At 67.4% G+C, this 23,586-nt stretch carries 21 protein-coding genes; 10 read left to right on the top strand and 11 right to left on the bottom strand.

Annotated features, from left to right (window positions below; genetic code table 11):
- Positions 1-200 precede the first annotated feature (200 nt).
- Positions 201-2,507 carry a TonB-dependent receptor gene (locus B5X82_RS24345; protein ID WP_079650901.1) on the top strand — a complete coding sequence of 769 codons (2,307 nt, stop codon included), beginning with the start codon at positions 201-203 and terminating at the stop codon, positions 2,505-2,507.
- 30 nt (positions 2,508-2,537) lie between these two features.
- Here B5X82_RS24345 and B5X82_RS24340 read toward each other — a convergent pair whose 3' ends face one another.
- The 3 genes from B5X82_RS24340 to B5X82_RS24330 all read right to left on the bottom strand — a co-directional run bounded on the left by B5X82_RS24340 (position 2,538) and on the right by B5X82_RS24330 (position 5,512).
- Positions 2,538-3,644 carry a calcium-binding protein gene (locus tag B5X82_RS24340; RefSeq protein ID WP_079650900.1) on the bottom strand — a complete coding sequence of 369 codons (1,107 nt, stop codon included), beginning with the start codon at positions 3,642-3,644 and terminating at the stop codon, positions 2,538-2,540.
- Between the two features lie 117 nt (positions 3,645-3,761).
- On the bottom strand, positions 3,762-4,715 hold the full coding sequence (locus B5X82_RS24335; protein WP_079650899.1) for a quinoprotein relay system zinc metallohydrolase 1: 954 nt from the start codon (positions 4,713-4,715) through the stop codon (positions 3,762-3,764).
- On the bottom strand, positions 4,712-5,512 hold the full coding sequence (locus B5X82_RS24330; RefSeq protein ID WP_079650898.1) for a quinoprotein dehydrogenase-associated SoxYZ-like carrier: 801 nt from the start codon (positions 5,510-5,512) through the stop codon (positions 4,712-4,714). The genes B5X82_RS24335 and B5X82_RS24330 overlap by 4 nt, the downstream gene beginning before the upstream one ends.
- Positions 5,513-5,587: 75 nt before the next feature.
- On the opposite strand from B5X82_RS24330, the gene B5X82_RS24325 reads away from it, so the two are divergent.
- On the top strand, positions 5,588-6,136 hold the full coding sequence (locus B5X82_RS24325) for a rhodanese-like domain-containing protein (RefSeq protein WP_079650897.1): 549 nt from the start codon (positions 5,588-5,590) through the stop codon (positions 6,134-6,136).
- 81 nt (positions 6,137-6,217) lie between these two features.
- Positions 6,218-6,661 (top strand): pseudoazurin, encoded by a 444-nt coding sequence (locus B5X82_RS24320; RefSeq protein WP_223811300.1) that lies wholly within the window; start codon positions 6,218-6,220, stop codon positions 6,659-6,661.
- 12 nt (positions 6,662-6,673) lie between these two features.
- Here the strand turns inward: B5X82_RS24320 and B5X82_RS24315 are convergent, their stop codons facing one another.
- Both B5X82_RS24315 and B5X82_RS24310 read right to left on the bottom strand, forming a co-directional pair.
- Entirely contained in the window at positions 6,674-8,041 is a 1,368-nt protein-coding gene (locus B5X82_RS24315; RefSeq protein WP_079650895.1) for an amino acid permease, read from the bottom strand.
- A 174-nt stretch (positions 8,042-8,215) separates the two neighbouring features.
- On the bottom strand, positions 8,216-9,049 hold the full coding sequence (locus B5X82_RS24310; protein WP_235862792.1) for a helix-turn-helix transcriptional regulator: 834 nt from the start codon (positions 9,047-9,049) through the stop codon (positions 8,216-8,218).
- A gap of 105 nt (positions 9,050-9,154) precedes the next feature.
- On the opposite strand from B5X82_RS24310, the gene B5X82_RS24305 reads away from it, so the two are divergent.
- The 6 genes from B5X82_RS24305 (at position 9,155) to B5X82_RS24280 (ending at position 15,375) form a co-directional block, all read left to right on the top strand.
- Positions 9,155-10,321, top strand: a complete 1,167-nt coding sequence (locus tag B5X82_RS24305; RefSeq protein ID WP_079650894.1) for an acyl-CoA dehydrogenase family protein — start codon at positions 9,155-9,157, stop codon at positions 10,319-10,321.
- Between the two features lie 32 nt (positions 10,322-10,353).
- Positions 10,354-11,112, top strand: coding sequence for a crotonase/enoyl-CoA hydratase family protein (locus tag B5X82_RS24300; protein WP_079650893.1), 759 nt, complete (start codon positions 10,354-10,356; stop codon positions 11,110-11,112).
- A 3-nt stretch (positions 11,113-11,115) separates the two neighbouring features.
- Positions 11,116-12,297 carry a thiolase family protein gene (locus B5X82_RS24295; protein ID WP_079650892.1) on the top strand — a complete coding sequence of 394 codons (1,182 nt, stop codon included), beginning with the start codon at positions 11,116-11,118 and terminating at the stop codon, positions 12,295-12,297.
- A 21-nt stretch (positions 12,298-12,318) separates the two neighbouring features.
- A complete protein-coding gene (locus B5X82_RS24290) occupies positions 12,319-13,083 on the top strand; it encodes an SDR family NAD(P)-dependent oxidoreductase (protein WP_079650891.1) in 765 nt (254 codons plus the stop codon).
- A gap of 136 nt (positions 13,084-13,219) precedes the next feature.
- A complete protein-coding gene (locus B5X82_RS24285) occupies positions 13,220-14,578 on the top strand; it encodes an aromatic ring-hydroxylating oxygenase subunit alpha (RefSeq protein WP_079650890.1) in 1,359 nt (452 codons plus the stop codon).
- Positions 14,575-15,375, top strand: coding sequence for an enoyl-CoA hydratase/isomerase family protein (locus B5X82_RS24280; protein WP_328588207.1), 801 nt, complete (start codon positions 14,575-14,577; stop codon positions 15,373-15,375). The genes B5X82_RS24285 and B5X82_RS24280 overlap by 4 nt, the downstream gene beginning before the upstream one ends.
- 14 nt (positions 15,376-15,389) lie before the next feature.
- On the opposite strand, the gene B5X82_RS24275 is transcribed toward B5X82_RS24280, so the two are convergent.
- From B5X82_RS24275 to B5X82_RS24260, 4 genes are read right to left on the bottom strand one after another with little or no spacing between them, the layout of a single operon-like run.
- A complete protein-coding gene (locus B5X82_RS24275) occupies positions 15,390-16,466 on the bottom strand; it encodes an acyl-CoA dehydrogenase family protein (RefSeq protein ID WP_079650889.1) in 1,077 nt (358 codons plus the stop codon).
- A gap of 31 nt (positions 16,467-16,497) precedes the next feature.
- Positions 16,498-17,682 (bottom strand): acyl-CoA dehydrogenase family protein, encoded by a 1,185-nt coding sequence (locus B5X82_RS24270; RefSeq protein ID WP_079650888.1) that lies wholly within the window; start codon positions 17,680-17,682, stop codon positions 16,498-16,500.
- Complete coding sequence (locus B5X82_RS24265; RefSeq protein ID WP_079650887.1) at positions 17,679-19,343, bottom strand: AMP-binding protein; 1,665 nt, start codon at positions 19,341-19,343, stop codon at positions 17,679-17,681. The genes B5X82_RS24270 and B5X82_RS24265 overlap by 4 nt, the downstream gene beginning before the upstream one ends.
- A 1-nt stretch (position 19,344) precedes the next feature.
- Positions 19,345-20,106 (bottom strand): acetoacetate decarboxylase family protein, encoded by a 762-nt coding sequence (locus tag B5X82_RS24260; protein ID WP_268878264.1) that lies wholly within the window; start codon positions 20,104-20,106, stop codon positions 19,345-19,347.
- A 318-nt stretch (positions 20,107-20,424) separates the two neighbouring features.
- Here B5X82_RS24260 and B5X82_RS24255 point away from each other — a divergent pair, with 318 nt between their 5' ends.
- Positions 20,425-21,498 (top strand): AraC family transcriptional regulator, encoded by a 1,074-nt coding sequence (locus tag B5X82_RS24255; protein WP_176152688.1) that lies wholly within the window; start codon positions 20,425-20,427, stop codon positions 21,496-21,498.
- A gap of 7 nt (positions 21,499-21,505) precedes the next feature.
- On the opposite strand, the gene B5X82_RS24250 is transcribed toward B5X82_RS24255, so the two are convergent.
- Both B5X82_RS24250 and B5X82_RS24245 read right to left on the bottom strand, forming a co-directional pair.
- Entirely contained in the window at positions 21,506-22,309 is an 804-nt protein-coding gene (locus B5X82_RS24250; RefSeq protein WP_079650904.1) for an enoyl-CoA hydratase, read from the bottom strand.
- A 14-nt stretch (positions 22,310-22,323) separates the two neighbouring features.
- Positions 22,324-23,571, bottom strand: a complete 1,248-nt coding sequence (locus B5X82_RS24245) for a cytochrome P450 (RefSeq protein ID WP_079650884.1) — start codon at positions 23,569-23,571, stop codon at positions 22,324-22,326.
- Positions 23,572-23,586 lie beyond the last annotated feature (15 nt).

The raw sequence follows: 23,586 nt of genomic DNA, 5'->3' as shown, positions 1-23,586 counted from the left end.
GGCAAGATCATGCGCCGCATCCTCCGCAAGATCGCCGAGGGCGACGTCTCCTCATTGGGCGACACCTCGACCCTCGCCGATCCGGCGGTGGTGGAACATCTCGTCGGCAACCGGATTAGCGCCGAGCGACCAAAGGTATAATGGAGCTGCTCCGCTCTCTCTTCCTAAACGATCGAAAGACAAGGGAAGAGGGAGCGGACATGGGGGGCAGGCAGCGGCTGATCGCCGGTATCGCCGTCATTCTGGCGCCGATGCCGGCCATGGCCGCCGAAGAGACCGAAGCTTCGGCTCCGATCGTCGTCACCGCGCCGGGCGGCGCGATCGATCTCGACGATGCGATAAGCCTGACGGGCGATGATATCGCGCGCGCCGGCCGGCCAGACCTGATCGGCGCGTTGACCCGGCAGATTGCGGGGATCAGCTTGCAGGACGCGCAGAACAACCCCTGGCAACCCAACCTCGTCTATCGCGGCTTCACCGCCTCGCCCCTGCAGGGTCAGGCGCAGGGCCTCGCCGTCTATCTCGACGGCGCACGCTTCAACCAGCCATTCGGAGACACCGTCCAGTTCGATCTGATCCCCGAGGCGGCGATCCGGCGGCTGTCGGTGCTCGATACCAGCCCGGTCTACGGCCTCAACGCGCTGGGCGGCGCGATCCTTCTCGACACCAAGACAGGTGCCAGCGATCCGGGGCTGGAGGCGAGCGCCACCGGCGGGCGCTTCGGCTATAGCGAGACGAGCCTGTCGGGCGGTCTGCAACGCGGCGCGTTCAGCGCCTTCGGCGCCTTCCAGCACAGCCGCGAGCATGGCTGGCGCGACCACAGCCCGTCGCGCCTGTACAACGGCTATGCCGACCTGGGTTTCGACATCGAGGGTGGCGGCATGCACCTGAAGCTGGTCGGCGCGGACACCGACCTGACCGGCAACGGCGTCGCCCCGGTCGAGCTGCTCGCCGCCGACCGGCGCGCGGTGTTCACCTGGCCCGACAACAGCCGCAGCCGCTATGGCCGGATCAGCCTCCATCCCTGGGTCGCGCTGTCAGAGCGAACCCGGCTCGAAGGCACGCTCTACGCGCAGCGGCTGACCCTGCGCACCGTCAACGGCGACGCCGCCGACATCGAAGGCTGCGAGGATGACGACGATGCCGGCCTCGTCTGCCTGGAGGCGGTCGGCGGCGACGAGGAGGAGGCGCAGGCGCGGCTGATCGGGGCCGACGGCCTGCCCGTCGCCGATCTGCTCGGCGGCGAGGGCTATGGCGTGCTCAACCGCGGGCGCACCCGCACCGACGCAATGGGCGCGCTGTTCCAGATCATCGACGAGCGGCCGCTGGGCGCGGGCGACAATCACTTCGCGCTGGGGCTGAGTTACGACACCAGTCGCACCCGCTTCACCACCTCGACCGAGCTGGGCGAACTGACCGACGAGCGCAGCGTCGACGGGCTGGGCACGATCATCGTCCAGCCCGACGGGGCGATCGCTCCGATCGGGCTGGTTGCCCATGCCGATTATTGGGGCGTCTTCGTGCAGGACCGGCTGCCGATCCTGCCGGGCCTCTCGGCCGAGATCGGGCTGCGCTACAATCATGCGCGCATCCGGCTGGTCGACCGGATCGGCACCGCGCTCAACGGCCGCCACGATTTCGACCGGGTCAATCCGGGGATCGAGCTCGACTATCGGGTGGGGCCCGGCCTGACGCTGCGCGCCGGTTATGCCGAGAGCAATCGCGCGCCGACCCCGGCCGAGCTGTCCTGCGCCGATCCCGCCGCGCCGTGCAGCCTGACCAACTTCTTCGTCGCCGATCCGCCGCTCAGGCAGGTCGTCGCGCGCAATTGGGAGGCTGGCGCGAGCGGCAGCGGCGAGCCGGGCGGCGTCCATCTCGAATGGCTGCTGTCGGCTTATCGCGCGACCAACCGGAACGACATCCAATATATCGCCTCCGCGATCCGCGGGCGCGCCTATTTCCAGAATGTCGGCAGCACCCGCCGCCAAGGGATCGAGGCGAGGCTGAAGGCCCGGCGCGGCGGCCTGGCCGCGACGCTCGGCTATGCCTTCACTGACGCGCGCTACCGGACCCCGCTGACCCTCTCCAGCCCCGCCAACCCGGCGACCGGGGCGGACGGCACGATCGCGGTCGCGCGCGGCGACCGGCTGCCCGGCATCCCCCGCCACAGCGCGACGCTGGCGATCGACTATGCCGGGCGCGGCTGGTCGGTGGGCGGCGACATGATCGTCCGCTCGGGACAATATCTGGTCGGCGATGAAGGCAACGACAATCCGCGCCTGGGTGGCTACGCGGTCTTCAACCTGCGCGGCAGCGTCGACCTGATCCGTGGCGTCACCCTGTTCGCCGAGCTGCGCAACCTGTTCGACCGGCGATACGCCACCTTCGGCACCTTCAGCGAGGTCAGCGAGATCGAGCTGGACGAGGCGCCCGGCGCGTCGAACCCGCGCGCTTATGGGCCGGGCGCGCCGCGCCGCTGGTATGCGGGGATGCGGGTGCGGTTGTAGAGGCGGGCCGAAGCCCGCCTCTACAACGAGTCAGAAGTCTGCGACGGTGATCGAATCGGCGCTCACGCCGCTCAGCAGGATCGCCGAGTTGGCATTGCTCCCTTCATCGTCGGAGAAGAAGAGATAGGTGTCGCTGCCGACGGCGACCGACGCCACCTCGCCATTGCCCGCATGGCCGTCGAACAATTGCTGGGCGAAGAGCGAGGCCGCCGCATAGTCGGATTGCGCCGCGCCGGTCAGGATCGCGGTCGGCGTATAGCCGATCTGGATATGATCGACGCCCTCTTCGAAGTCGGAGATTGTGTCGAACTGCCCCGTGCCCGACAGCGACGATCCCCGTTCGAAGACGAAATAGTCGGCGTCCGCGCCGCCCGACAGCGTATCGCTGCCCAGATCGCCGCGGATGACGTCGTTGCCTTCGCCGCCGGAGATGGAATCATTGCCCTGGCCGCCGCGCAGCACATCGTTGCCGGTGCCTCCGTCGATGCTGTCGTTGCCGCGATTGCCATTGACGGTGTCGTTGCCTTCGCCGCCGATGATCGTGTCGTTGTCGGCGCCGCCGTTGATACGATCAGATCCGGTGCCGCCGTCGATCAGGTCGTCGCCCCGATTGCCCTGGAGATAGTCGTTTCCTTCGTCACCAAAGAGGTCGTCCGCGCCGTCGTCCCCACCGGAACCGGAGAAGCCGAAGACATGGTCGTTGCCGCTGCCACCATGGAGCGTATCGGCACCGCCGCCGCCGAAGACATTGTCGTTGCCCGCACCGCCGTCGAGCACGTCATCGAACGCGGTGCCCCGCATATTGTCATGGCCCGAGAAGAGCTGAGCCAGCGCTTCTTCCCCATGACCCGACGTCGCGTCGGCATAGAGTTGGGCGGCATCGCTCTGAAGGCCGTTGATGCTGAGGTTCAAGTCTCCGTTGATGCTGTAGTCGATATCGCGCACGGTGCCCGCCGTCGGCGCGCCCGAGCCGTTATAGGTGAAGCCGTTTCCGTCGAAATCGGTGACCACGCCGCCCGAGCCGGTCACGCTGAACGAGGTGCCGTCCGCATCGTGGAAACTGCCGGAGAAGAGATCGGCCAGGCTAAGCTGGTCCATCCGGATCGCGGCATCCGTGCCGCCTTTGAGCTGTACCATTTCTGGTATCCTTTCTGCATCGCGATCCCCTATCGCGCGCACAAACGCCGAAAGCCGTGCCGAGTTGCACTGTTCCGGCAAAAGACCGCGATCGGTCGTTTCGCAGGCCCCCCCGCCTCAGTCGGCGGGCTCGTCGATCCGCGGCAGCAGCCTGGCCTCGATTCCCGGATAGAGGTGCGAGACGCTTCGCTGCAGCTCGTAGCGCGCTGCCGCCATCGTCGCGAAGCGGTCGGGGATGGGGAGGTCGCCGGCCTCGACCATGTCGAGGCCCGATCGGACCGCCTCTGTCAGCGTCGCCTCCAGCCAGTCAAGCCAGTCGCGGGTCTGGGCGATCGCCTCCCGGCCGGATGGATCGAATGGACCATGGCCGGGGATCGTCGCCTTGTGGTCGAGCGCCGCGAGCCGGTCGAGGCTGGCTCGCCAGGCGGAAAGGTCGGCGGTCGGGGTGCTCGGCGCGCGGTCGTGGAAAAGCAGGTCGCCGCCAACCAGCAGGCCGGTGCGCTCGTCGACCAGGGCGAGGTCGGCTGCGCTGTGCCCCGACAGCGCGATCAGTCGCAGGCGCCGCCCGCCGAAATCCTCCACATCGCTGATGATCGGCTGGCCGGGCAGGACCAGTTCGGTTCCGCGCATCCAGTCGTTGAGCATCCGGTACATCGCATCGGAAAAGCCCCGCCCGTCGCGACGCATGTCGTCGATCGTGCCGGGCAGCGCCGCGACGATCGCGGGATCGAAGGCGGCGATGCCCATGCCATGGTCGGGGTGGAGATGGGTGACGTAGACCCGTGCGACAGGCTTGCCGGTCAGCTTCTCCGCCACCATCCGGAGCGCGCGGCCATAGCGCAGCGAGGGGCCGGAATCGCACAGCACCGTGCCGGCGGGCGTATCGATGATGGCGATATTGGCGATCGCGCCGCCATTACCGGGCTCGATCGGTGCGTCGGCGCCATGGATCATCCAGATGCCGTCGGCGACCGCGACCGGATCGATCCGATAGTCAGGCGGTGCGGCGATCGCCGGGAGGGCGAAGCAGGCCGCGAAACCGCCGAGCAGGGTGCGCCGGTCGATCCTCATCGCGCGGGCGCCGACTGTTTCGCCACCGTCACCGCGGCGCGATAGTCGCGGCCGTTGGTGTCGCGCGCCTCGATACGCAACGGCTCGCCCGCGCCCGCCTTGGGCAGCAGCGTGATCGCCGGATCCTCGGCCACCGACGCCCAGATCTCCATGCTGCCCAGCACGCGCCCGCCGCCGCTCTTCACCGTCAGCGCCTCGAGATGATAGGTCGGGATGTTGTCGACCAGGCCGGTGTCCATCGGATGGCGGAAGGTGACGCGCAGCCGGCTCGCGCCGGGGCCGGTCGGCCAGGCCTCGCCGCGCATCTCGCCGAGATGCTGGGCCCAGTCGCCCTTGACCCGGCTGACCGGCGGGGCCGAGCAGCCGCCGCCCGCCGCGTCGATCCAGCGGCCCGACACCAGCCATTGCCCGTCGGCGAGCTGCACCGCCGCGCGCACCGGCGTCCGCTGGTCGAGCTTGATCCGCGTCGCGAGATAGGGCTCGGCCGCCTGCGGGCGATAGTCGATCGCGACCGGGATCGGGTTGAGATCGGCGAACAGGATGATCCGGACCACGCCGCCGATGCCCCGCGCGTCGACCGCGACCGGGAAGACTCGCTGGTTCTCCGCGATCGCGGGGAAGGCGACGCGGACGCGCGGATCGAAGCGGACCGGATCGTCGCCGAACAAGGTGCGGGCATGCGCCTGCCACATCGGCGAGCCGAGCGGATCGGTCGGATAGGCCCGTGCCGAGGCGGGCAGACCGCTCGTCGCCAGCAACAGCGCCAGGCCGGCGCGGATCATCAGCTTCACGCTCATCCTCTCCCTTGGTGCAATGGTAGCGGGAGCGAGGACGGGCTACCATTGGACCTTCAGACGAGATCGGACGCGACCATGGCAGGCAGGGGGATGATCGGGGTGTTGCTGGCAGGCCTGCTGGCCGGGGCGCCGCCGGTCATGGCGCAGGACGCGTTGTTCGACGCCGCCGGCTATCGCATCGCCCATTATCGCGCGCCGGTCGATCGTCCGCCCGCAGGCACTCCCCGCATCGCCCCGCCGGCCGCGGCGCGGCTCCGCCCGGATGTCGACGCGCTGTTCGTCGACGTGACCCCGGCCCAAGGGGCGGTGCGCGACGCGGGCGGGCAGTGGCGCCTGGCGCAGCCGCACGACAGCATCCCCGGCGCGCACTGGTATCCCGAGGCCGGGCGCGGCGTACTGGCGCCGGGGATCGGCGACTGGTTCGAACGGGGGATGGCCCGGCTGACGGCGAAGCGGCGCGACCGGATGATCGTCGTCTTCTGCCTGGCCGATTGCTGGATGAGCTGGAACGCGGCGAAACGGCTGCGGACGCTGGGCTATAGCAACATCTGGTGGCTGGCGGAGGGGAGCGACGGCTGGCGCGACCTCGATCTCCCGCTCGCGCCCGCCCGGCCCGAACCCTGACGCAGGACCTGGTAGGACCAAAGGTCAATTTTGCGCGGCGGACAGGGCGCTATGACGGCAGGCGAACAGAGAGGAGTTCGCATGGTCCGCTTCGCCCCCATCTCGATCGCCGCGATCGCCCTGCTGGCCGCGCCGCCGCCGGCTTATGCCAAGGACATCGTCGTCCACATGAAGAATATGGGCAAGGACGGCGCGATGGTGTTCGAACCCGCCTTCGTCAAGGCGAAGGTCGGCGACCGGATCGTCTTCAAGCCCACCGATCCCAGCCATAATGCCGAGACGCTGCCGGCGATGCTCCCCACGGGCGCGGCCCCGATGAAGGGCGCGTTGAACAAGGAGGTCGCGATGACGGTGAGCGCGCCCGGCCTCTACGGCATCAAGTGCATGCCGCATTATTCGATGGGCATGGTCGCGCTGGTCCAGGTCGGCCAGCCCGCCGCCGCCGACGTCGCGGCGGCGAAGGCGGTCAAGCTGCCGCCGTTGGCCGCCAAGCGGATGACGGCGCTGCTGGCCAAGGTCCGCTGAGGCGGCGGCGCGTCACCGCGCCTTGCGCAGCAGGAAGATCAACGCGACGAGCAGCAGCCACGGCACGCCGATCGCGACCGATATCCGCCATATTCCGCCGCTGAACAGCATCGCCGCGACGATCGCCAGCAGCCCGGCGAGGCCGATGCATTGCGGTATTGGGAAGAAAGGCGCGCGATAGGCCAGCCCCTCCGTCCCGACGCGGCGGCGGAAGCGGAAATGGGTCACCAGGATGAGCATCCAGGTGAACAGCCCGCCGAACAGCGCGATGCCGAGCATATATTCGAAGGCGCGCGGGCTGAGCAGCGCGACGGCGGCGGCGATGAGGATGCCGAGCCCGGATGCGAGCGCGGCGCGGGCGGGCACCGCCGCTCCGTTCAGCACGCCGAACGACGCGGGCGCATCGCCGGCGCGGGCCAGCGAGAACAGCATGCGGCTGGCCATGTAGAGGCTGCTGTTCATCGCCGACAGGGCGGCGCACAGCACGACGAAGTTCATCACGCTCGCCGCCCCGACGATGCCGAAGCCGGCGAACACCTTGACGAACGGGCTCTGGTCGACGACCGCCGCGCCGCTGCTCGACCAGGGCACGATGGCGAGGATGATCGCGATCGACAGCAGGTAGAACAGGCACAGCCGGACGAGCAGGGTGCGCATCGCGCGCGGCACCGCCGTGCCGGGATCATCGGCCTCGCCGGCGGCGACGGCGATCATCTCGATCCCGAAGAAGGAGAAGATCGCGATCATCGCGCCCATCCACACGCCCTTCAGGCCGAACGGCAGCGGGCCGCCGTCGACCATATAGTTGGACAGGCCGATCGCCGGCGTGCCGACGCCCAGCACCATGCCGAGGCCGAGCAGGATGAAGGCGAGGATCGCCGCCACCTTGATCGCCGACAGCCAGTATTCGACCGTGCCGAAGCTGCCCACCGCGCGCATGTTGACGAACAGGATGCCGCCGCCGGACAGCAGGATCGACAGCCACACCGGCAATGCCGGCACCCAGAAGCTGAGATAATGGCCGACCGCGACCGCTTCGCTGCCGATCAGGATCACCATCTCCGCCCAATAGGTCCAGCGCGCGATCCAGCCGGCGAGGGGCGAGATGTAGAGTTCGGCATGGGTGCCGAACGATCCCGCCGTCGGGTTGAGCACCGCCATCTCGGCCAGGCTGAACATCACCGCGAGCGAGATCACCGCCGCCAGCAAATAGCTCAGCAACACGCCCGGCCCGGCATAGCCGATCGCCAGCCCGCTGCCCATGAACAGCCCGGTGCCGATCGCGCCGCCGATGCCGATCATGGTGAGCTGGCGCCGGGTCAGGCCGCGTTCGAGGCCTTCCTCGCGCCGCCGAGCGCCGTTCGGCGATGATATGTCCACCCTTGTCCCTTTCGTCCCGGTCTCGACCGATCGGCCTCGTGATCGACCGGCCGATCGCCGGATTGATGTGCTGGACGCCCGGTAGCAGCGTCGGGTCATAGCGCAACATGTTGTCGTGCCAGGCGACGTGGCGGCGGTATTTTCAAGGCTCGCAAGGATATGCGCCCGGCGTTTTCAGCCGGCGGACCATTCCCCCACCTGCGATCCGGTCGGCGCTGTCAGGAATCCGAGCTGGGCCGCCCGGAACACCGCCTGGGTGCGGTTGACCGCACCGAGCTTCAGCGATGCGTTCTGGAGGTGGAAGCGAATGGTGGGGCGGGCGCGGCCCATGATGATCGCCACCTCGTCGTCGGTCTTGCCGCGCGATATCCAGCGCAGGCAGGCGACTTCGAGCTGGGTCAGGGCGACGGGATCGGGCAGCCACTTCTTCGCGGTGAGCGCGAGCCTGGCATAATCCCCGATGAAGAAATGGCTCATCAGGTAGAGCGCCGGCCCATGGAGGCGCAATTCCTCCGACAGGTCGGCGCGGCGGTCGTCGATGCGGGAGAAGGCGGCCAGGCCGATCCTGCTGAACGGCAGGTGCACCGGGACGACGATGCTCGCGGCGTGGGAGATGGTCTTCCCGAAATAGGAGAAGTCGAAGCCTTCGAGGATGCGGCGGCCCGCCAGGTCCCAGGCGCCGTCGCGATTGGCCCAGAAGGGCTGGCTTTCGATCCGGCATGCTTCCGCGAGCGGCGTGCGGAGCGCGAAGCGGGGGTCGGCCCACCAGCAATCGGCTTCCTCGCTCCATCCGAACACGGTGGTGGCGAGCAACTCGCCCTCGGCATCGCGCATCGGCAGGCGCGCCGCGATATTGTCGGTGGCGGCGATCCTCAGCCCGACGAGTTCGCGGACCTTATCCCGAAAGTGGATCGCCGCCGGACGGATGTCCTCGACCGACGCTATCCGGACCTTCGGGATATCGATTTCCATCGGCCGTGGATAAAGCATCGCCACGGCCGTTACCATGGCCCTCCCACCCTGGCAGCTATCAGATTCAACCATCGGCGATGACGCCGGCGGGCCATAGGGTGGTGCGCAGCTTCCGGGCATCCACCAGCAAGGAAACCGATTGTGCCGGTCCTCGATCTTCAGCCGCCGGGCTTCATGGACAGCGACGAGCTGCGGCTTTTCGCCGAGTCCGCCCGGCGTTTCCTGGCGGACCATGCCGACACCGCCGAGACGCGGCGGTGGCGCGATCAGGGGCACGTCTCCCCGGAGGCATGGAGGAAGGCGGGGGAGGCGGGGCTCCTCGGCCTGTCGATCCCGGCCGAATATGGCGGCGCCGGCGCCGATTTCCGCTTCGAGGTCGTGTTGATGGAGCAGCTCGGGCTCCAGCATGCCCTGAACTTCGCGATCCCGCTGCACAATGCGGTGGTGGCGCCCTACATCGTCAGCTTCGGTACCGAGGCGCAGAAGCGGCGCTGGCTTCCGCGTGCGGCCTCCGGCGAAGCCATCCTGGCGATCGCGATGACCGAGCCCGGCGCCGGATCGGACCTGCAGGCGATGAAGACTACCGCGGTGCGCCGCGGCGACGATTATGTGCTGAACGGGCAGAAAACCTTCATCTCCAACGGGGCGCACGCCTCGCTGATCATCGTTGCGGCGAAGACCGACAGGGATGCCGGCGGGCGGGGCATATCGCTGTTCCTGGTCGACACCCGCGATCGTCCGGGCTTCTCGCGCGGCCGCCTGCTCGACAAGCTCGGCCAGGAGGGGCGCGACACCGCCGAACTGTTCTTCGAGGACATGGTCGTGCCCGAGGATTGCCTGCTCGGCGGCATCGAAGGGCGCGGCTTCGCGATGATGATGGAGAAGCTGCCCCAGGAAAGATTGGTGATCGCCTGGCAGGCCATGGCGATGATGGAATGCGCGCTGGAAATGACCGTCGCCTATGTCCGCGAACGTCAGGCCTTCGGCCGCGCGGTGATCGATTTCCAGAACAGCCAGTTCAAGCTGGCAGAGGCGAAGACATCGGCCACCGTCGCCAAGGTGTTCCTCCACCATTGCACCGAGCGGCTGATCGAAGGCGGGCTCGATCCGGCGACGGCCTCGATGGCGAAATATTGGACGACCGAAGCCCAGGCCCGGCTGATCGACGAATGCCTGCAACTGTTCGGCGGCTATGGCTACATGCTCGAATATCCGATCGCCGAAATGTACAAGGATGCCCGCGGCTATCGCATCTACGGCGGCACCAGCGAAATCATGAAACTGCTGATCGCGCGGACCTTGGTCTGACGCGGGTGGCCGATCGCTTTCAAGGAGAGACCATGGACGTCGAAACCCGGATCGAGGGCGCGGTGGCCGTCATCACGATCAACCGCCCCGACAAGCGCAACGCGATCAACGGAGCCGTCGCCGACGGCATGGAAGCGGCGCTGGCGCGGCTGGAGGAGGACGATCGGCTGCGGGTCGGCGTCATCACCGGCGCGGGCAAGGATTTCTGTGCCGGCATGGACCTGAAGGCCTATCTCAATGGCGAGAAAGTCCGTTCGGCCCATGCGGGCTTCGCCGGGATCACGCAGAACCGCTGCACCAAGCCGCTGATCGCCGCCGTCGAGGGCCATGCGCTGGCCGGCGGGCTGGAGGTCGCGCTGGCCTGCGATTTCATCATTGCCGCGGAGACCGCCCGGATCGGCCTGCCCGAGGTCAAGCGCGGGCTCGTCGCCATGGCCGGCGGGCTGCTGCGGCTGCCGCGGCAACTGCCGGCGCGGATCGCGGCCGAGATGGCCTTGAGTGGCGATATCTACCCGATCACCGACTTCGCCCACTATGGCCTGGTCAACCGCATCGTCGCCGAGGGCGAAGCGCTGGCGGCGGCGATCGCCTTCGCCGGCAAGTTCGTCATGAACGCGCCCCTGGCGATCGCCGCCAGCAAGCGCCTGCTGCGCGACGGACGACACTGGGACGAACAGGACATGTTCGCTCGCCAGGACAGCATCACACGCCCGATCTACCTGTCCGAGGACGCCCGCGAGGGTGCCGCGGCCTATGTCGAGAAGCGCGTGCCCAACTGGAAGGGACGCTAAGCGATGAACAACCATCCCGTCATTGTCGATATCGTTCGGACGCCGATGGGGCGCGGCAAGGCCGGCGGCCAGCTCACCGATATCCACCCCGTCGACATGCTCTCGCAGACGCTGGCGGCGCTGGTGTCGCGCAACGATCTCGATCCGGGGCTGGTCGACGACGTGATCGTCGGCTGCGTGACCCAGGCCGCCGAGCAATCCTTCACCCCCGGCCGGATCGCCTGGCTCGCTGCCGGTTTCCCGCAGCACGTGCCGTCGACCACCGTCGAGCGGAAATGCGGATCGAGCCAGCAGGCGCTGCAATTCGCCGCGCAGGCGATCGCCGTGGGGGACTGCGACATCGTCGTCGCCGCCGGGGTGGAATCGATGAGCCGCGCGCCCATGGGGTCGGCACGGATGGGGAAGGACCCCTTCGGTCCTGCCTTCGCCGCGCGCTTTCCCGACGGGCTGGTCCCGCAGGGCATCGCCGCCGAGCTGATCGCCGCGCGATGGGGCATCGGCCGCGAGGAGATGGACATATATTCGGCGGAATCGCACCGCCGGGCCGCGGCGGTCCACGAGGCCGGAGGGTTTGACGACGAGATCATTCCCGTGCGGGTGGGCGACAGGATCGTCGGCGCCGACGAGACTATCCGTCCCGGCACCGACCCGGCGGCGCTCGCCGGCCTCAAGCCCGCGTTCCAGCATCCCGATTATGAACGGCGTTTTCCCGAGATTTCGTGGCGGATAACGGCGGGTAATTCGTCGCAGATCAGCGACGGCGCGGCAGCGGCGCTGCTGATGAGCGAGCGGTCGGCGGTGCGGCTGGGGCTACGCCCGCGCGCGCGCTTCGTCGCCCATCATGTATGCGGCGACGACCCGCTGCTGATGCTGACCGCGCCGATCCCGGCCACCCGCCGGGTGCTCGCCAAGGCGGGCCTGTCGATCGGCGACATCGATCATGTCGAGGTCAACGAAGCGTTCGCGAGCGTGCCGCTTGCCTGGCGCCGCGATCTCGACGCGGATCCCGCCAGGCTCAACCCCCGCGGCGGCGCGATCGCACTGGGACATCCGCTCGGCGCGTCGGGGATCCGGCTGATGGCGACGATGCTCAACGGGCTCGAGCAGAGCGGCGGCCGCTACGGACTGGAAACGATGTGCGAGGCCGGCGGCATGGCCAACGCGACGATCATCGAGCGCTGCTGACAGGGACAGGGGAGGAAGGACATGGAAATCGCGGGGAAGGTGGCGCTCGTCACGGGCGGGGCATCGGGGCTGGGGCGCGCCTGCGTCGAGCGTCTGGCGGCGGCCGGCGCGCGCGTGGTGATCGCCGACCTGCCGTCGTCCGCCGGCGAGGCGGTGGCGGGAGAGATCGGCCCGGCCGTTCGTTTCGTCGCGGCCGACGTGACCTCCGAGGAGGAGATGCGCGGCGCGCTCGACGCGGCCGACGCGCTCGGTCCGCTGCGCATGACGGTCCATTGCGCCGCGCGCGGAGGATCATTGCGTGTGCTTGACAAGCAGGGTGTGCCGGGGACGCTCGACATCTATGAGGCTGTCGTCAGGACCAATCTGATCGGCACGTTCAACGTGCTGCGGCTCGCCGCCGAACGGATGGCGCGCCTGGAGCCCGAGGCGGGCGAGCGCGGCGCGGTGGTGCTGACCGCCTCGGTCGCCGCCTATGAAGGGCAGGTCGGCCAGATACCCTATGCGTCGGCCAAGGCGGGCGTGGTCGGCATGACGATCGTCGCGGCGCGCGACCTCGCCAGCCGCCTTATCCGCGTCTGCACGATCGCGCCGGGCCTGTTCGATACGCCGCTGCTGGCGCGGGTGTCGGAGGAGGTCCGCGCCGGCCTCGCGCGGTCGGTCCCGAACCCGGCCCGGCTGGGCACTCCGGCCGAATTCGCGGCGCTGGCGCAGCACATCCTTGAAAACCCGATGCTCAACGGCGAGACGATCCGGCTGGACGGCGCGCTACGGATGAGCCCGCGCTAGGCCCGTCCGCCTGTCGCGCGATGGGCGGATTTTGTCGCTGCATATCAAGAAGAATTGGGAGGGTTCGATCTAGTCTCCGGGGAGAAGATCGGAATGGGCCCGCACCTGCCGGGGCCTGACGGGAGCCCTGAAGACAATGCCGAACGACCGTTATTCGCCCGATGACGTCCGCGACGATTTCGTGCCGAAGCAGGTCTATTACGCGCAGGATTTCGCCGAGCTGGAGGCGGAGAAGCTATGGCCGTTCGTCTGGCAGGTGGCGTGCCGGGCCGAAGAGGTTCCCAATGTCGGCGACTATGTCACCTATGACATCGTCGATGACTCGATCGTCGTGATCCGTGCCAGCGAGACCGAGATCAGGGCCTATCACAATGTCTGCCCGCATCGCGCGCGCAGGCTGACCGCCGGCGCGGGGAGCCACAAGCAGTTCGTCTGCCCCTTCCACGGCTGGCGCTTCGGGCTGGACGGCCGCAACATCAAGGTGGTCGACAAGGGCGATTGGGATGGCTGTCTCCACCCCGACGACATCAGCCTGTCCGAGGTCCGATGCGACCAGTGGGGCGGCTTCGTCTTCATCAACATGGATCCCAAGGCGGAGCCGCTGCGCGACTTCCTCGATCCGGTGCCGGACTATTGCGACAAGTTCGAGTTCGAGAAGCTGCGTTTCCAGTGGTACAAGACGGTGATCATGCCGTCGAACTGGAAGACGGTGCTCGGCTTCTTCAACGAATTCTACCATGTCCAGCAGGCGCATCCGCAGCTTCTGGAATTCACCGACGACTATTCGAACAGCGGCGAGTTCGGCCGCCATTCGCAGACCTGGTTCCATTCGGAAGGGGCGCTGCCTTTCCGGCGTTCGCCGCGCCTGCCGCCTCGGCCGGAGCCGCCGATGAAGGATCATATCGTCCGGTTCGCGGAGCAGTACAGCACCGACCTGCGCACGATGCTGACGCCGCGCAACTATGCAGCGGCGATGCGCGTGCGCGACGAGGTGGCGCCCGAGACCGGCCCGATCGAGACCCTCGCCAAATGGATGGAGTTCCAGATGGAGGCCGCGGCGGCCGATGGCGCCGGCTGGCCGTCCGAGCTGACTCCCGAATATGTCGAGCGGTCGGGTCTCGATTGGCATGTATTCCCCAACACCATCTTCCTGCACGGCTTCGTCGACGGCGTGCTGTGGTATCGGGTGCGCCCCAACGGGCGCGACCCGGAGAGCTGCATCTTCGATATCTGGTCGCTGGTCCGCTATGGTCCGGGACAGGAGCCGCCGCTCGAACGCGAATTCTACGAGGATTGGCGCGACGGCGAATGGGGCCTGATCTTCCGGCAGGATTTCGAGAATATCCCCGAGGTCCAGAAGGGCTTCAAGTCGCGCGGCTTCAAGGGCGAACGCACCAATCCGGTGCAGGAGCGCGCGATATCAAGCTTCCACCGGGTGCTGCGCCGCTTCCTTGAAGACCCCTATGACAAGCCGCGCGTGACCCGCCAGCGATGAGCAGCATGATGTACAGCCAGTATCGACATATCCGTTTCGACCGCCGTGGCCGGATACTCACGGTGACGATGGACAATCCGCCGCTCAACACGGTCAGCCGGGCGCTTCACGACGAGCTGTCCACCGTCTTCGCCGACGTTGCCCGCGACGACGAAGCCGACGTCGTGGTCCTGACCGGCGCGGGCGGCGCCTTCTCCGCCGGTGTCGACCTGCCCAAATTGCTCGAGGCGACCGACGACAAGGCGATGCGAACCGCGCTGCTGTCGCGCGCGCCGCATATCGTTCATTCGTTGCTCGGGCTGCACAAGCCCGTCATCGCGCGGGTGAACGGCCATGCGATGGGGCTGGGGGCGACGCTGGCGTTGCTCTGCGACGTCGTCATCGCGGCCGATACCGCCAGGATCGCGGACTCGCACGTGGCGGTCGGGCTGGCGGCGGGGGACGGCGGGGCGTTGATCTGGCCGCACCTGATCGGCTTCGCCCGCGCGCGCCATTACCTGCTGACCGGCGATCCGATCAGCGCGGGCGAGGCGGAGGCGATCGGACTGATCTACAAGGCGGTGCCGGCCGAACGCCTCGACGAGACCGTCGATGCCTATGCGGATCGGCTCGCGAACGGTGCGGCGATGGCGATCCAAGCGACCAAGCAGTCGATCAACATGGAGCTTTGCCGCCAGGCGATCGCCAGCGCGGAAGCACAGATCGGGCTGGAGGGCTATACGATGGCCTCGGACGATCATCGCGAGGCGATCATCGCCTTCATCGAGAAGCGGAAACCGGTCTTCACGGGGCGCTGAGCAGGGGCCCGCCGTCAGGTCGAAAGGGCCATGTAGCGGGCGAGGTGATGCTCCACGTCGCCGAAGCTGCGTTCCGAAACCATCATCCGGCGCAGATAATGGCCGACTTGGTATTCGGTGGTCATGCCGATGCCGCCGTGCAGGTGCACGGCCGTCCCCGCGATCCGCTTGGCGGCGCCGAAGGTCTTGACCCAGCAGCTCGATATCGCCCGCCGCCGTGCGACGCCGTCGCCGTCGTGGACAGCGGCGACGGCCTGATAGAGGCTGGAGCGGATGCTGTCGGTATCGATGAATATCTCGACCAGGCTGTGCTGCAGCGCCTGGAAGCTGGCGAGAGGCTGGCCGAACTGGCTGCGCGTGGACAGATAATCGGAGGTCATCGCGATCGCCCTTTCGAGTCCACCCAGCGCATCCGCGCAAAGCGCCAGCCGCGCGTCGTCGAGCGCGTCATCGATCGCCTCGATGTCGATCCGGCCCAGAAGGCTCTCCGATCCGATGATGAAGGCGTCGAAAGCGACATCGGCGACGGCGCCGTCGTCGATGGTCGCGTAGCGGGAGACGGTCGTCCCGGTCGCCGCCGGGTCGACCAGGAACAGCCCGATCGTGCCGTCGTCGAGCGTGGCGGACAGCAGCAGCCGATCGGCGTCGCCGCCCCCCGGAACCAGGATCTTCGCGCCCGACAGCCGGAAGCCGCCGCCGTCACCGGTCGCCCGCATCGAGGGCGACAGGGCATAGCGCCGTCCAGGCTCGTACAGCGCGGGCGCGACGCGTATCGACCCGTCGGCCATCGCCGCGAGCAGCTCCCTCCGCGCGTCCCCGTCCGCGGTGCGGTCGATCAGGCGCATCGCGACGATCGCCGAGCCGGCATAGGGCTCATGCGCCAGCGCGCGACCCATTTCCTCGGCGAGGATCAGGATATCCTCGATATCGCCGCCGATCCCGCCGGCATCCTCGGGCGCGACGAGGGCGAGCCAGCCGAGATCGGCATAGCTCCCCCATGCCGACGCATGGCGATCGCCTTCCCGGTCGGCGAAGAAACGGCGCGCGCTGTCGCGCAGCATCTCCTGTTCATTGCTCGCCGTGAAATCCATATCGTCCGCCTTTCGCGCCGCGCCGTCCGCCTCAGCGGAACAGGGTGTTCCAAATGATGTTGCGCTGTATCTCGTCGGTCCCGCCGAAGATCGTCGCCGCCCACCAGTAGAGATATTGGGTGCTGCGCCCCGGCGCCGAGGCTGGCGCACCTGCGGGTAAGGGCAGGCTGTCGTCGGGCCGGAAGCGCGGAATCACCTGCGGGCCGAGGATCGCCGTTTCGAGATCGGCGGCGCGCAGCAGATATTCCGCGCCCCGGATCGCGATCGCCGAGGCGGCCGCGTTCAGCCGAGGGCCTTCCTCGCCCGCCAGGACGCGCAGCACCGACCATTGCAGCGCCTCGACGTCGATCGCCAGCAGGGCGTGGCGGCGGCGATATTCGGCCGCCTCGACCGGGCCAAGACCACGGGTGCATTCGTCGTCGATCAGGCCGGGGATGCGGGCGAGATAGCGGCACAACATCCCCACATAGGCATTGTGGGTCCGCTCATGGCCCAGCAGAAACTTGGCCTGGGTCCATCCTTCGTTCGGCTTGCCGATCAGATGGCCGGCGGGAACGCGGACATCCTCCAGGAACACCTCGTTGACATGGGCGTCGCCGTCGATCGTGCCGATCGGCCGGACGGTGACGCCGGGCGCGTCCATCGGCACGATGATCATCGACAGCCCGGCCTGGGGCTTTGCGTCGGGATCGGTGCGCGCGAGGCAGATCATATAGTCGGCCATGTGCGCGTCGGTCGTCCAGATCTTCTGCCCGTTGATCACATAGTCGTCGCCGTCGCGGACCGCGCGGGTGCGCAGGCTGGCGAGGTCGGAGCCGGCCTGCGGCTCCGAAAAGCCCTGGCAGAACCAGCAGTCACCGCTCAGCATCGGGGCCAGGAATCGTTCCTGCAATGCGGGCGACCCGAAGCGGCATATCACCGGACCGACCATCGACATCGCGATCAGGCTATATTCGGGGGCATTGGCCAGCCCGCATTCGAGCTCGAAGATATAGCGCTGGATCGGCGACCATCCGGTGCCGCCATATTCGCGAGGCCAACTCGGCGCCGCCCAGCCGCGCGCATGGAGCTTGCGCTGCCAGGGATCGACCGTGGCCCGGCCATTATGGAACCCCATCGCCTCTCGCCGCGCCAGGTCGGCGGGAAGCTCGGCGGCGATGAAGGCCCTGACCTCCTGCCGGAAGGCCTTGTCCTCATCCGAAAATGCAAGCTTCATCGCACCTTGTCCTTTTCGAGCGTCTCCCGCGCGGCGATCGACCGAAGCTGATCCTTGCGGACCTTGCCCGATGCGGTCTTGGGCAGCTCGGCGACGATCATCAGATGCTCGGGCGTTTTCTGCCGGGCGAGGCCGGCGTTGTGGACCTGGGCGGCGACGTCGGACATGTCGACATCGGCGCCGGGAGCCGGGACGATGAAGGCGCAGATCGCCTCGCCGGTCCGCCGGCTCGGCATCGAGACGACCGCCACCTCCTCGATCAGCGGCGACTGGAACAGGACGTCCTCGATCTCGCGCGCGCTGATATTCTCGCCGGCGCGGATGATCAGGTCCTTCTTGCGGCCGGTGCAGACGATATGATCGCCGTCGACCAGCCGGCCGAGATCGCCCATCCGGAAGAAACCGTCCTCGTCATAGGCGTCGGCATTGTCCTCGACGCGGGCATAGCCGAGCGCCATGCTCGGTTCGCGTGCCAGGATCTCGCCCTCGGTGCCGGGCGGGAGGGGTGCGCCGGTCGCCACGTCGACGATCCTGACCTCGCAACGGTGCAGTCGGCCGTCGGTCTGCGCCGCCAGCGGCAGATCGTCGCGCGACGCGGGGCCGACCGTCATGGTGGGCACCTCGGTCGCGCCGAAGGTGCGATAGGGGATGCAGTTGGGGAACTGCTCGGCAGCGTCGACGATGAGCTGCGCAGGCACCGATGCGCCGCCGCACATGAAATAGCGGAGTGAGGTGAGCGGCTCTCCCCGTGCGCGCGCCACTGCAAGGAAATCCTGGAGGAAGGGCGTGGCGCCGAGCATGAAGCTGCACGCGTGGCGCCGCACGAGGTCGAACGCCCGTTCGGGTTCCCAGATGTCGACCATCACCGCGGGCACATTGCATATCCAGGGCGCGTTGAGCGCCCACAGGAAGCCGCTGACATGCGTGACGGGGGAGGGGGAGAAAGTGACGTCGTCGGGCCCCAGCGCCATCGCGGCCGCCATCTTCACCGAATCCGCGCCGATGCTGTTGTGCGAATGCAGCACCCCCTTGGGCCGGCCGGTGGTGCCCGATGTGTACATCAGCATCTTCACGGCATCGGGATCGACCGCCAGCGGCGTCGCGAGCGGCGCGGAATCGAGCAGGTCGTCGAAGCTTTCGAGCCCGTCGATCCGGTCACGCACCACGATCACCCGTATCGGTTCGGCCAGATCGGGCGCGATCCGGGCCATCATCGCGGCATAATCGAAACCACGAAACGAGCGGGGCACGAACATGAGCCGGCTGCGCGCCTCGTTGAGCATGTAGGTCACTTCGGCGTCGCGGTTGATCGGCACGATCGGGTTGATCACCACGCCCGTCATCGCCGCGGCCAGATTGATGACCGCGCACTCCCACCAGTTCGGCAATTGGAAGGAGATCACCTGCCCTGGGCGCAAGCCGATCGCGACGAAATAGCCGGCCAGGCGTTGCGCACAGCCGTGGAGCGTCTCGCAGCTCAACGCTAGGTCGCCGTCGACCAGCAGTATCCTGTCGGGCGACGTCCGGGCCAAGTCGCGAGCGAATTCTGCGACGGTGCGATTGGTCCAGTCGCCGCTTGCCACCGCGCGTTTGGCGCGATCGTCATCCCAGCGGAACCGCCAGCCGCCGACATCGCGCCGTTCGCTGATCGCGTGCGCCATCTCAGAGCGTCTCCGTCAGGCGGCGCGTGGCGCTACGGTCGATCTCGGCGCGGCCCTCGGCGACGAAGGCCCGGCGCTGCGCGACGATAGGGAGGTCGGCGAGGGCGGCGACCACGCGGGCCGACATCGGCGCCTCGGCCGGCGAAGGGCGGTAGAAGGACAATTCCCCGTCGCCCGACCAGGCACGGTCATAATGCCAGCGCATGACGTTCACCAGCGGATGATCGACATCGGGTTCCGGCCCATCGCCGGGGATCAGCTTCCAGCCATAGGTCCGCACTTCGGACGCGGTCCGGTTGATCTTATCGAGTGCTTCGGTCGACAACGGGCGCAGCCCGATCACCCGGCCTTCGATCAGTCCGGCCTCATATTCGCGAGCCGCGAAGCCGCGTCCGTCGGGCGCATGGTCGATAGCGTCCATCGTCGCCGGGAGCTTGGCGAAGCCCATATATTCACGCCCGGCGATCAGCGCGGCGGGCTCGGTCACCCACATCACCGGCGCGAACCCTGCCGGACGCGGGTCCGCCGGATGCAGCGCGCCGACCGTCACGACGATCTCGCCATAGCCGCGTCCGCCGAGGTAATCGACCTCCCGATAATCGATGCGCGAGATCGTCACGATCGGTGGATCGGCGGGCGTGAAGAAGCGGGGCATGAGCCGCGCCGCGGCCTGCGTCGTCGTCTCGAAGCTGATGGAAACGACTTCGGCGAAAGGCACGATGGTCCGATCAGGCATAAGACTCGGGCCGAATAGAGCGGGCATGTCAAATCGTCGGGATGCCATGAAATCGCTCCTGCCCCTCTCGAATATTGTCGGCGACCGAGCATAGAGCCGCAACTGATGCTCTTCTTGGCAGGTCGCGACATTGAACTGACATCAAGCGACCCGGCCGTAAGGATGTCCGTCTTTGTGAAGCGGCCACATTACTGCCACATCATCCTATTTGCTCTGTCGGGCAATATCTTGATTTTAGACGACAAAGAGCAGATGATTCGCGGCATAGATCGCGCGGAAGGCCGGCACGGACCGAGCCTCGACCGACGCGGCGGACGCCGGACACCGGCGCGAAGGAGGAGAGTAATGGCCGATACCGCGATGATGGTCGAAGGCGATATCGACGAGGCCAATGCGAGGGTCTCCCTCGTCCGCGCCGACATATTGAGGCTTTATCCCGAGGTCGTCCGTCGGCTGGGCGGGGACCCCGACGCATTGCTCGCCCGGGAGTCGATCTCCGCCAGCATATTCGAGCAGAAGGGTGCGATGATCTCCTACCGCCGCGCCATCCGGCTGCTGCACCATACGGCGATCGAGCTCAATTGTCCCGATTTCGGCATGATCTTCGCTTCCTTCCAGGGGGGTACGGCGGTGCTGGGTCCGCTCGAAGTGGCGATGTCCAACGCACCGACGCTCGGCGATGCCTATCGCTATTGCGCGGAGCATCTGCGGACCTACAGCCCGGCGAGCGAGCTTTCGCTGGAGAATGAGCGCGGCAGCGGGCGGCCTTATATCCGCTGGGCGATCCGGCTCGACCGGCTGCCGCACCAGGAACAGGCGATCGAGCAGGGCATGGCGCTGATGCATCATGCCATCGGCGCGCTGTCGGGCGGCACCGTCCGCACGCGCGAGGTGTGGTTCGCGCACGACCATATCTCCGCACCGTCCCGCTACAGCCATTATTTCGGTGCGCGGGTCGAGATGAACGCGCCCTTCAACGCGATCTTCCTCAACCGGGCCGACCTCGCGGCGCCGATCGCCAACCGCAACCAGCAACTCTACGACATGGCCACCGCGTTCATCGACACGCAATTCCCGAGCTCGGCCAAGCCGCTGTCGGCGCGGGTGCGCTCGGTGGCGGCGCAACTGCTCTCGCAGGGCGGCTGCCTGCATATCGACGTGGCGGCGGCGCTGGGCATGCATCCGCGCACGATGCAGCGCCGGTTGAGCGAGGAGGGCGTGAGCTTCGAGGAGATCAAGGACGAGGTCCGCCGCGACGCCGCCATCCGCTATCTCGGCCAGCGCACCATCCCGCTGACTCGGGTGGCGGCGATGCTCGGCTACAGCGAGCCTTCGGTGCTTACCCGTAGCTGCCACCGTTGGTTCGGCAGCAGCCCGCGCAAATTCCGCAAGGCGATGGCGTCGGGAGTCTCGGGCTGATGCAAATCTAGCCCGAGATCACCCGCTTGCCGTGGTCGACGGCCTTGCCGAGGCCACGCGCCATCGTCTCGCCGACCTCACGGGTGAAGTGCGACAGCTCGTGCGCGGTGAAATGCGCTTCCAGCGCGGCGCGGAAGCCCGCCAGATCCTGGCCGTTGTTCAGCGATCGCTTGGTCAGCCGGATGCCGAAGGGCGGCGCCTCGGCGATGCGCAGCGCGAGCGCCATGGTCGCTTCGTCGAGTTCGGCGCGCGGCACCAGCCGGTTTACCAGGCCGATCTCGCGCGCTTCGGCGGCGGTCATCCGCTCGCCCGTGAACAGCATCTCCTTCGCACGGCGCAGGCCCATGACCCAGGGATGGACGAGCACCTCCACCGCGGCCGCTCCCATGCTGTGCACCACCGGATCGGCGAAATAGGCGTCCTCGGCGGCGACGATCAGGTCGCACATGTTCGCCATCATGAAAGCGCCCGCCACGCAGGCCCCCTGGATGCGCGCGATGGTAGGCTTGGGACAGTCCCATATCCGCAGGCAGAGCCCGTAATAATGCCGCTCCTCATAGGCCCAGCGCTCCTCGACGGAGAAGTTGGAGCGCTTCATCTCGCCTTCCTTGAGGTCGTGCCCGGCGGAGAAATGGTCACCCGCCCCGCCGATGACGATCACGCGCACGTCGGCATCGCGCGTCGCCTCGCCAAGGGCGTGCTCGATCTCGGTCAGCATCCGCTGGTCCTGCGCGTTGCGCTTGTCGGGCCGGTTCTGGACGATGACGGCTACCGCACCGGACCTTTCATAGCTGATCGCTTCATAGTCCATCGGTATATGCTCCATCATGTCCGGTCGAAGGCGATCTCGAGCCGGTTGGGTCCATAAGCGAAGAAATGCGCCTGCCATTCGACGCCTGCTTCTCCACGCGCCAGACGCAGGTTGCGCATGCGCTCCAGCAGGCGGCCGATGGTGATCCGCATCTCGCCCCGCGCCAGCAGGTTGCCGACGCAATAATGCGGGCCGACACCGAAGGCAAAGTGGCGTCGCGCATTGGAACGGCGGATATCGAAGGTGCCGGGATCGGTAAAGACCTCCGGATCGTGATTGCCGGCGCCGAAGCGCAGCACGATGATCGAACCTTCGGGGATCGGCACGCCGCCGATCTCGGTGTCGCGGGTCGCGCGGCGCCACAGCCCCTGGACCGGCGCATCGATCCGCAACACCTCCTCGACGAAATTGGCGATCAGCGAAGGGTCGGAGCGCAGTTCGTCCTCGAGGCCGGGGGTGGTGGCGATCCTGTGCAGCGCGCTTGCGATCGCGCCGACCGTGGTGTCGCTGCCGGCAGGCAGCATCTGCTCGACAATCTGGATGATCTCCTCGATCGACAGCCGCTGGCCGTCGACATCGGCATGGACGAGATCGTTGAGGATGCACGGGCGCGGCGTCCGGCGATATTCCTCGATCCGTTCGACGAGGAATTGCTGCAGTTCGCAGATCGTGTTGGTGATCTCGACCTGGCGCTCCTCGTCATTGCTGGGATCGCTCTCCTGGACGATCGCATCGGCCCAGCGCTTGAAATCGGCATAGCGCTCGCGCGGCAGGCCGATCTGGTCCGACAGCACGTGGTTGGGGATCTTGACCGCCAGGTCATAATAGAATTCGGCCTGGCCGCGATCGATGATCTGGTCGACCATCTCGTCGACCACGCCCGCCAGATATTCCTCCATCCGCTTGACGGTCGACAGGGTGAAGACCTTGTCGACCAGCGAGCGGTGGAAGCTGTGGATGGGCGGATCGGCGACGACGAGCGCGGTGACGGGCATATAGCCCTTCTCCCGGTAGATCGCATCGATCCGCTCCTGATAGGGGGCGGTCTTGACGAGGAGCTGGCCGGTCACGCTCGAAAAGGTCTTCGGGTCGCTCGCGGCCTTGCGAATGTCCTCATAGCCGGTGACGATGTAGAAGCCGTTCGACTTGTCGTAATAGACCGGCCCCTGTTCCCGGATTTCCCGATAGGCCGCGAAGGGGCAACGCTGGATGTCCGGATCGTTGAAACTGATCTCCCGCTTCACGCTGCTGCCTTCGTCCATGAGTTGCCCCGCGGC

It is taken from the genome of Rhizorhabdus histidinilytica (genome assembly GCF_900167915.1).
In the GTDB taxonomy this organism is placed as follows: domain Bacteria; phylum Pseudomonadota; class Alphaproteobacteria; order Sphingomonadales; family Sphingomonadaceae; genus Rhizorhabdus; species Rhizorhabdus histidinilytica.
The sequence above is the reverse complement of the archived record's forward strand: the minus strand, read 5'-3'. Positions and strand labels throughout refer to the sequence as shown.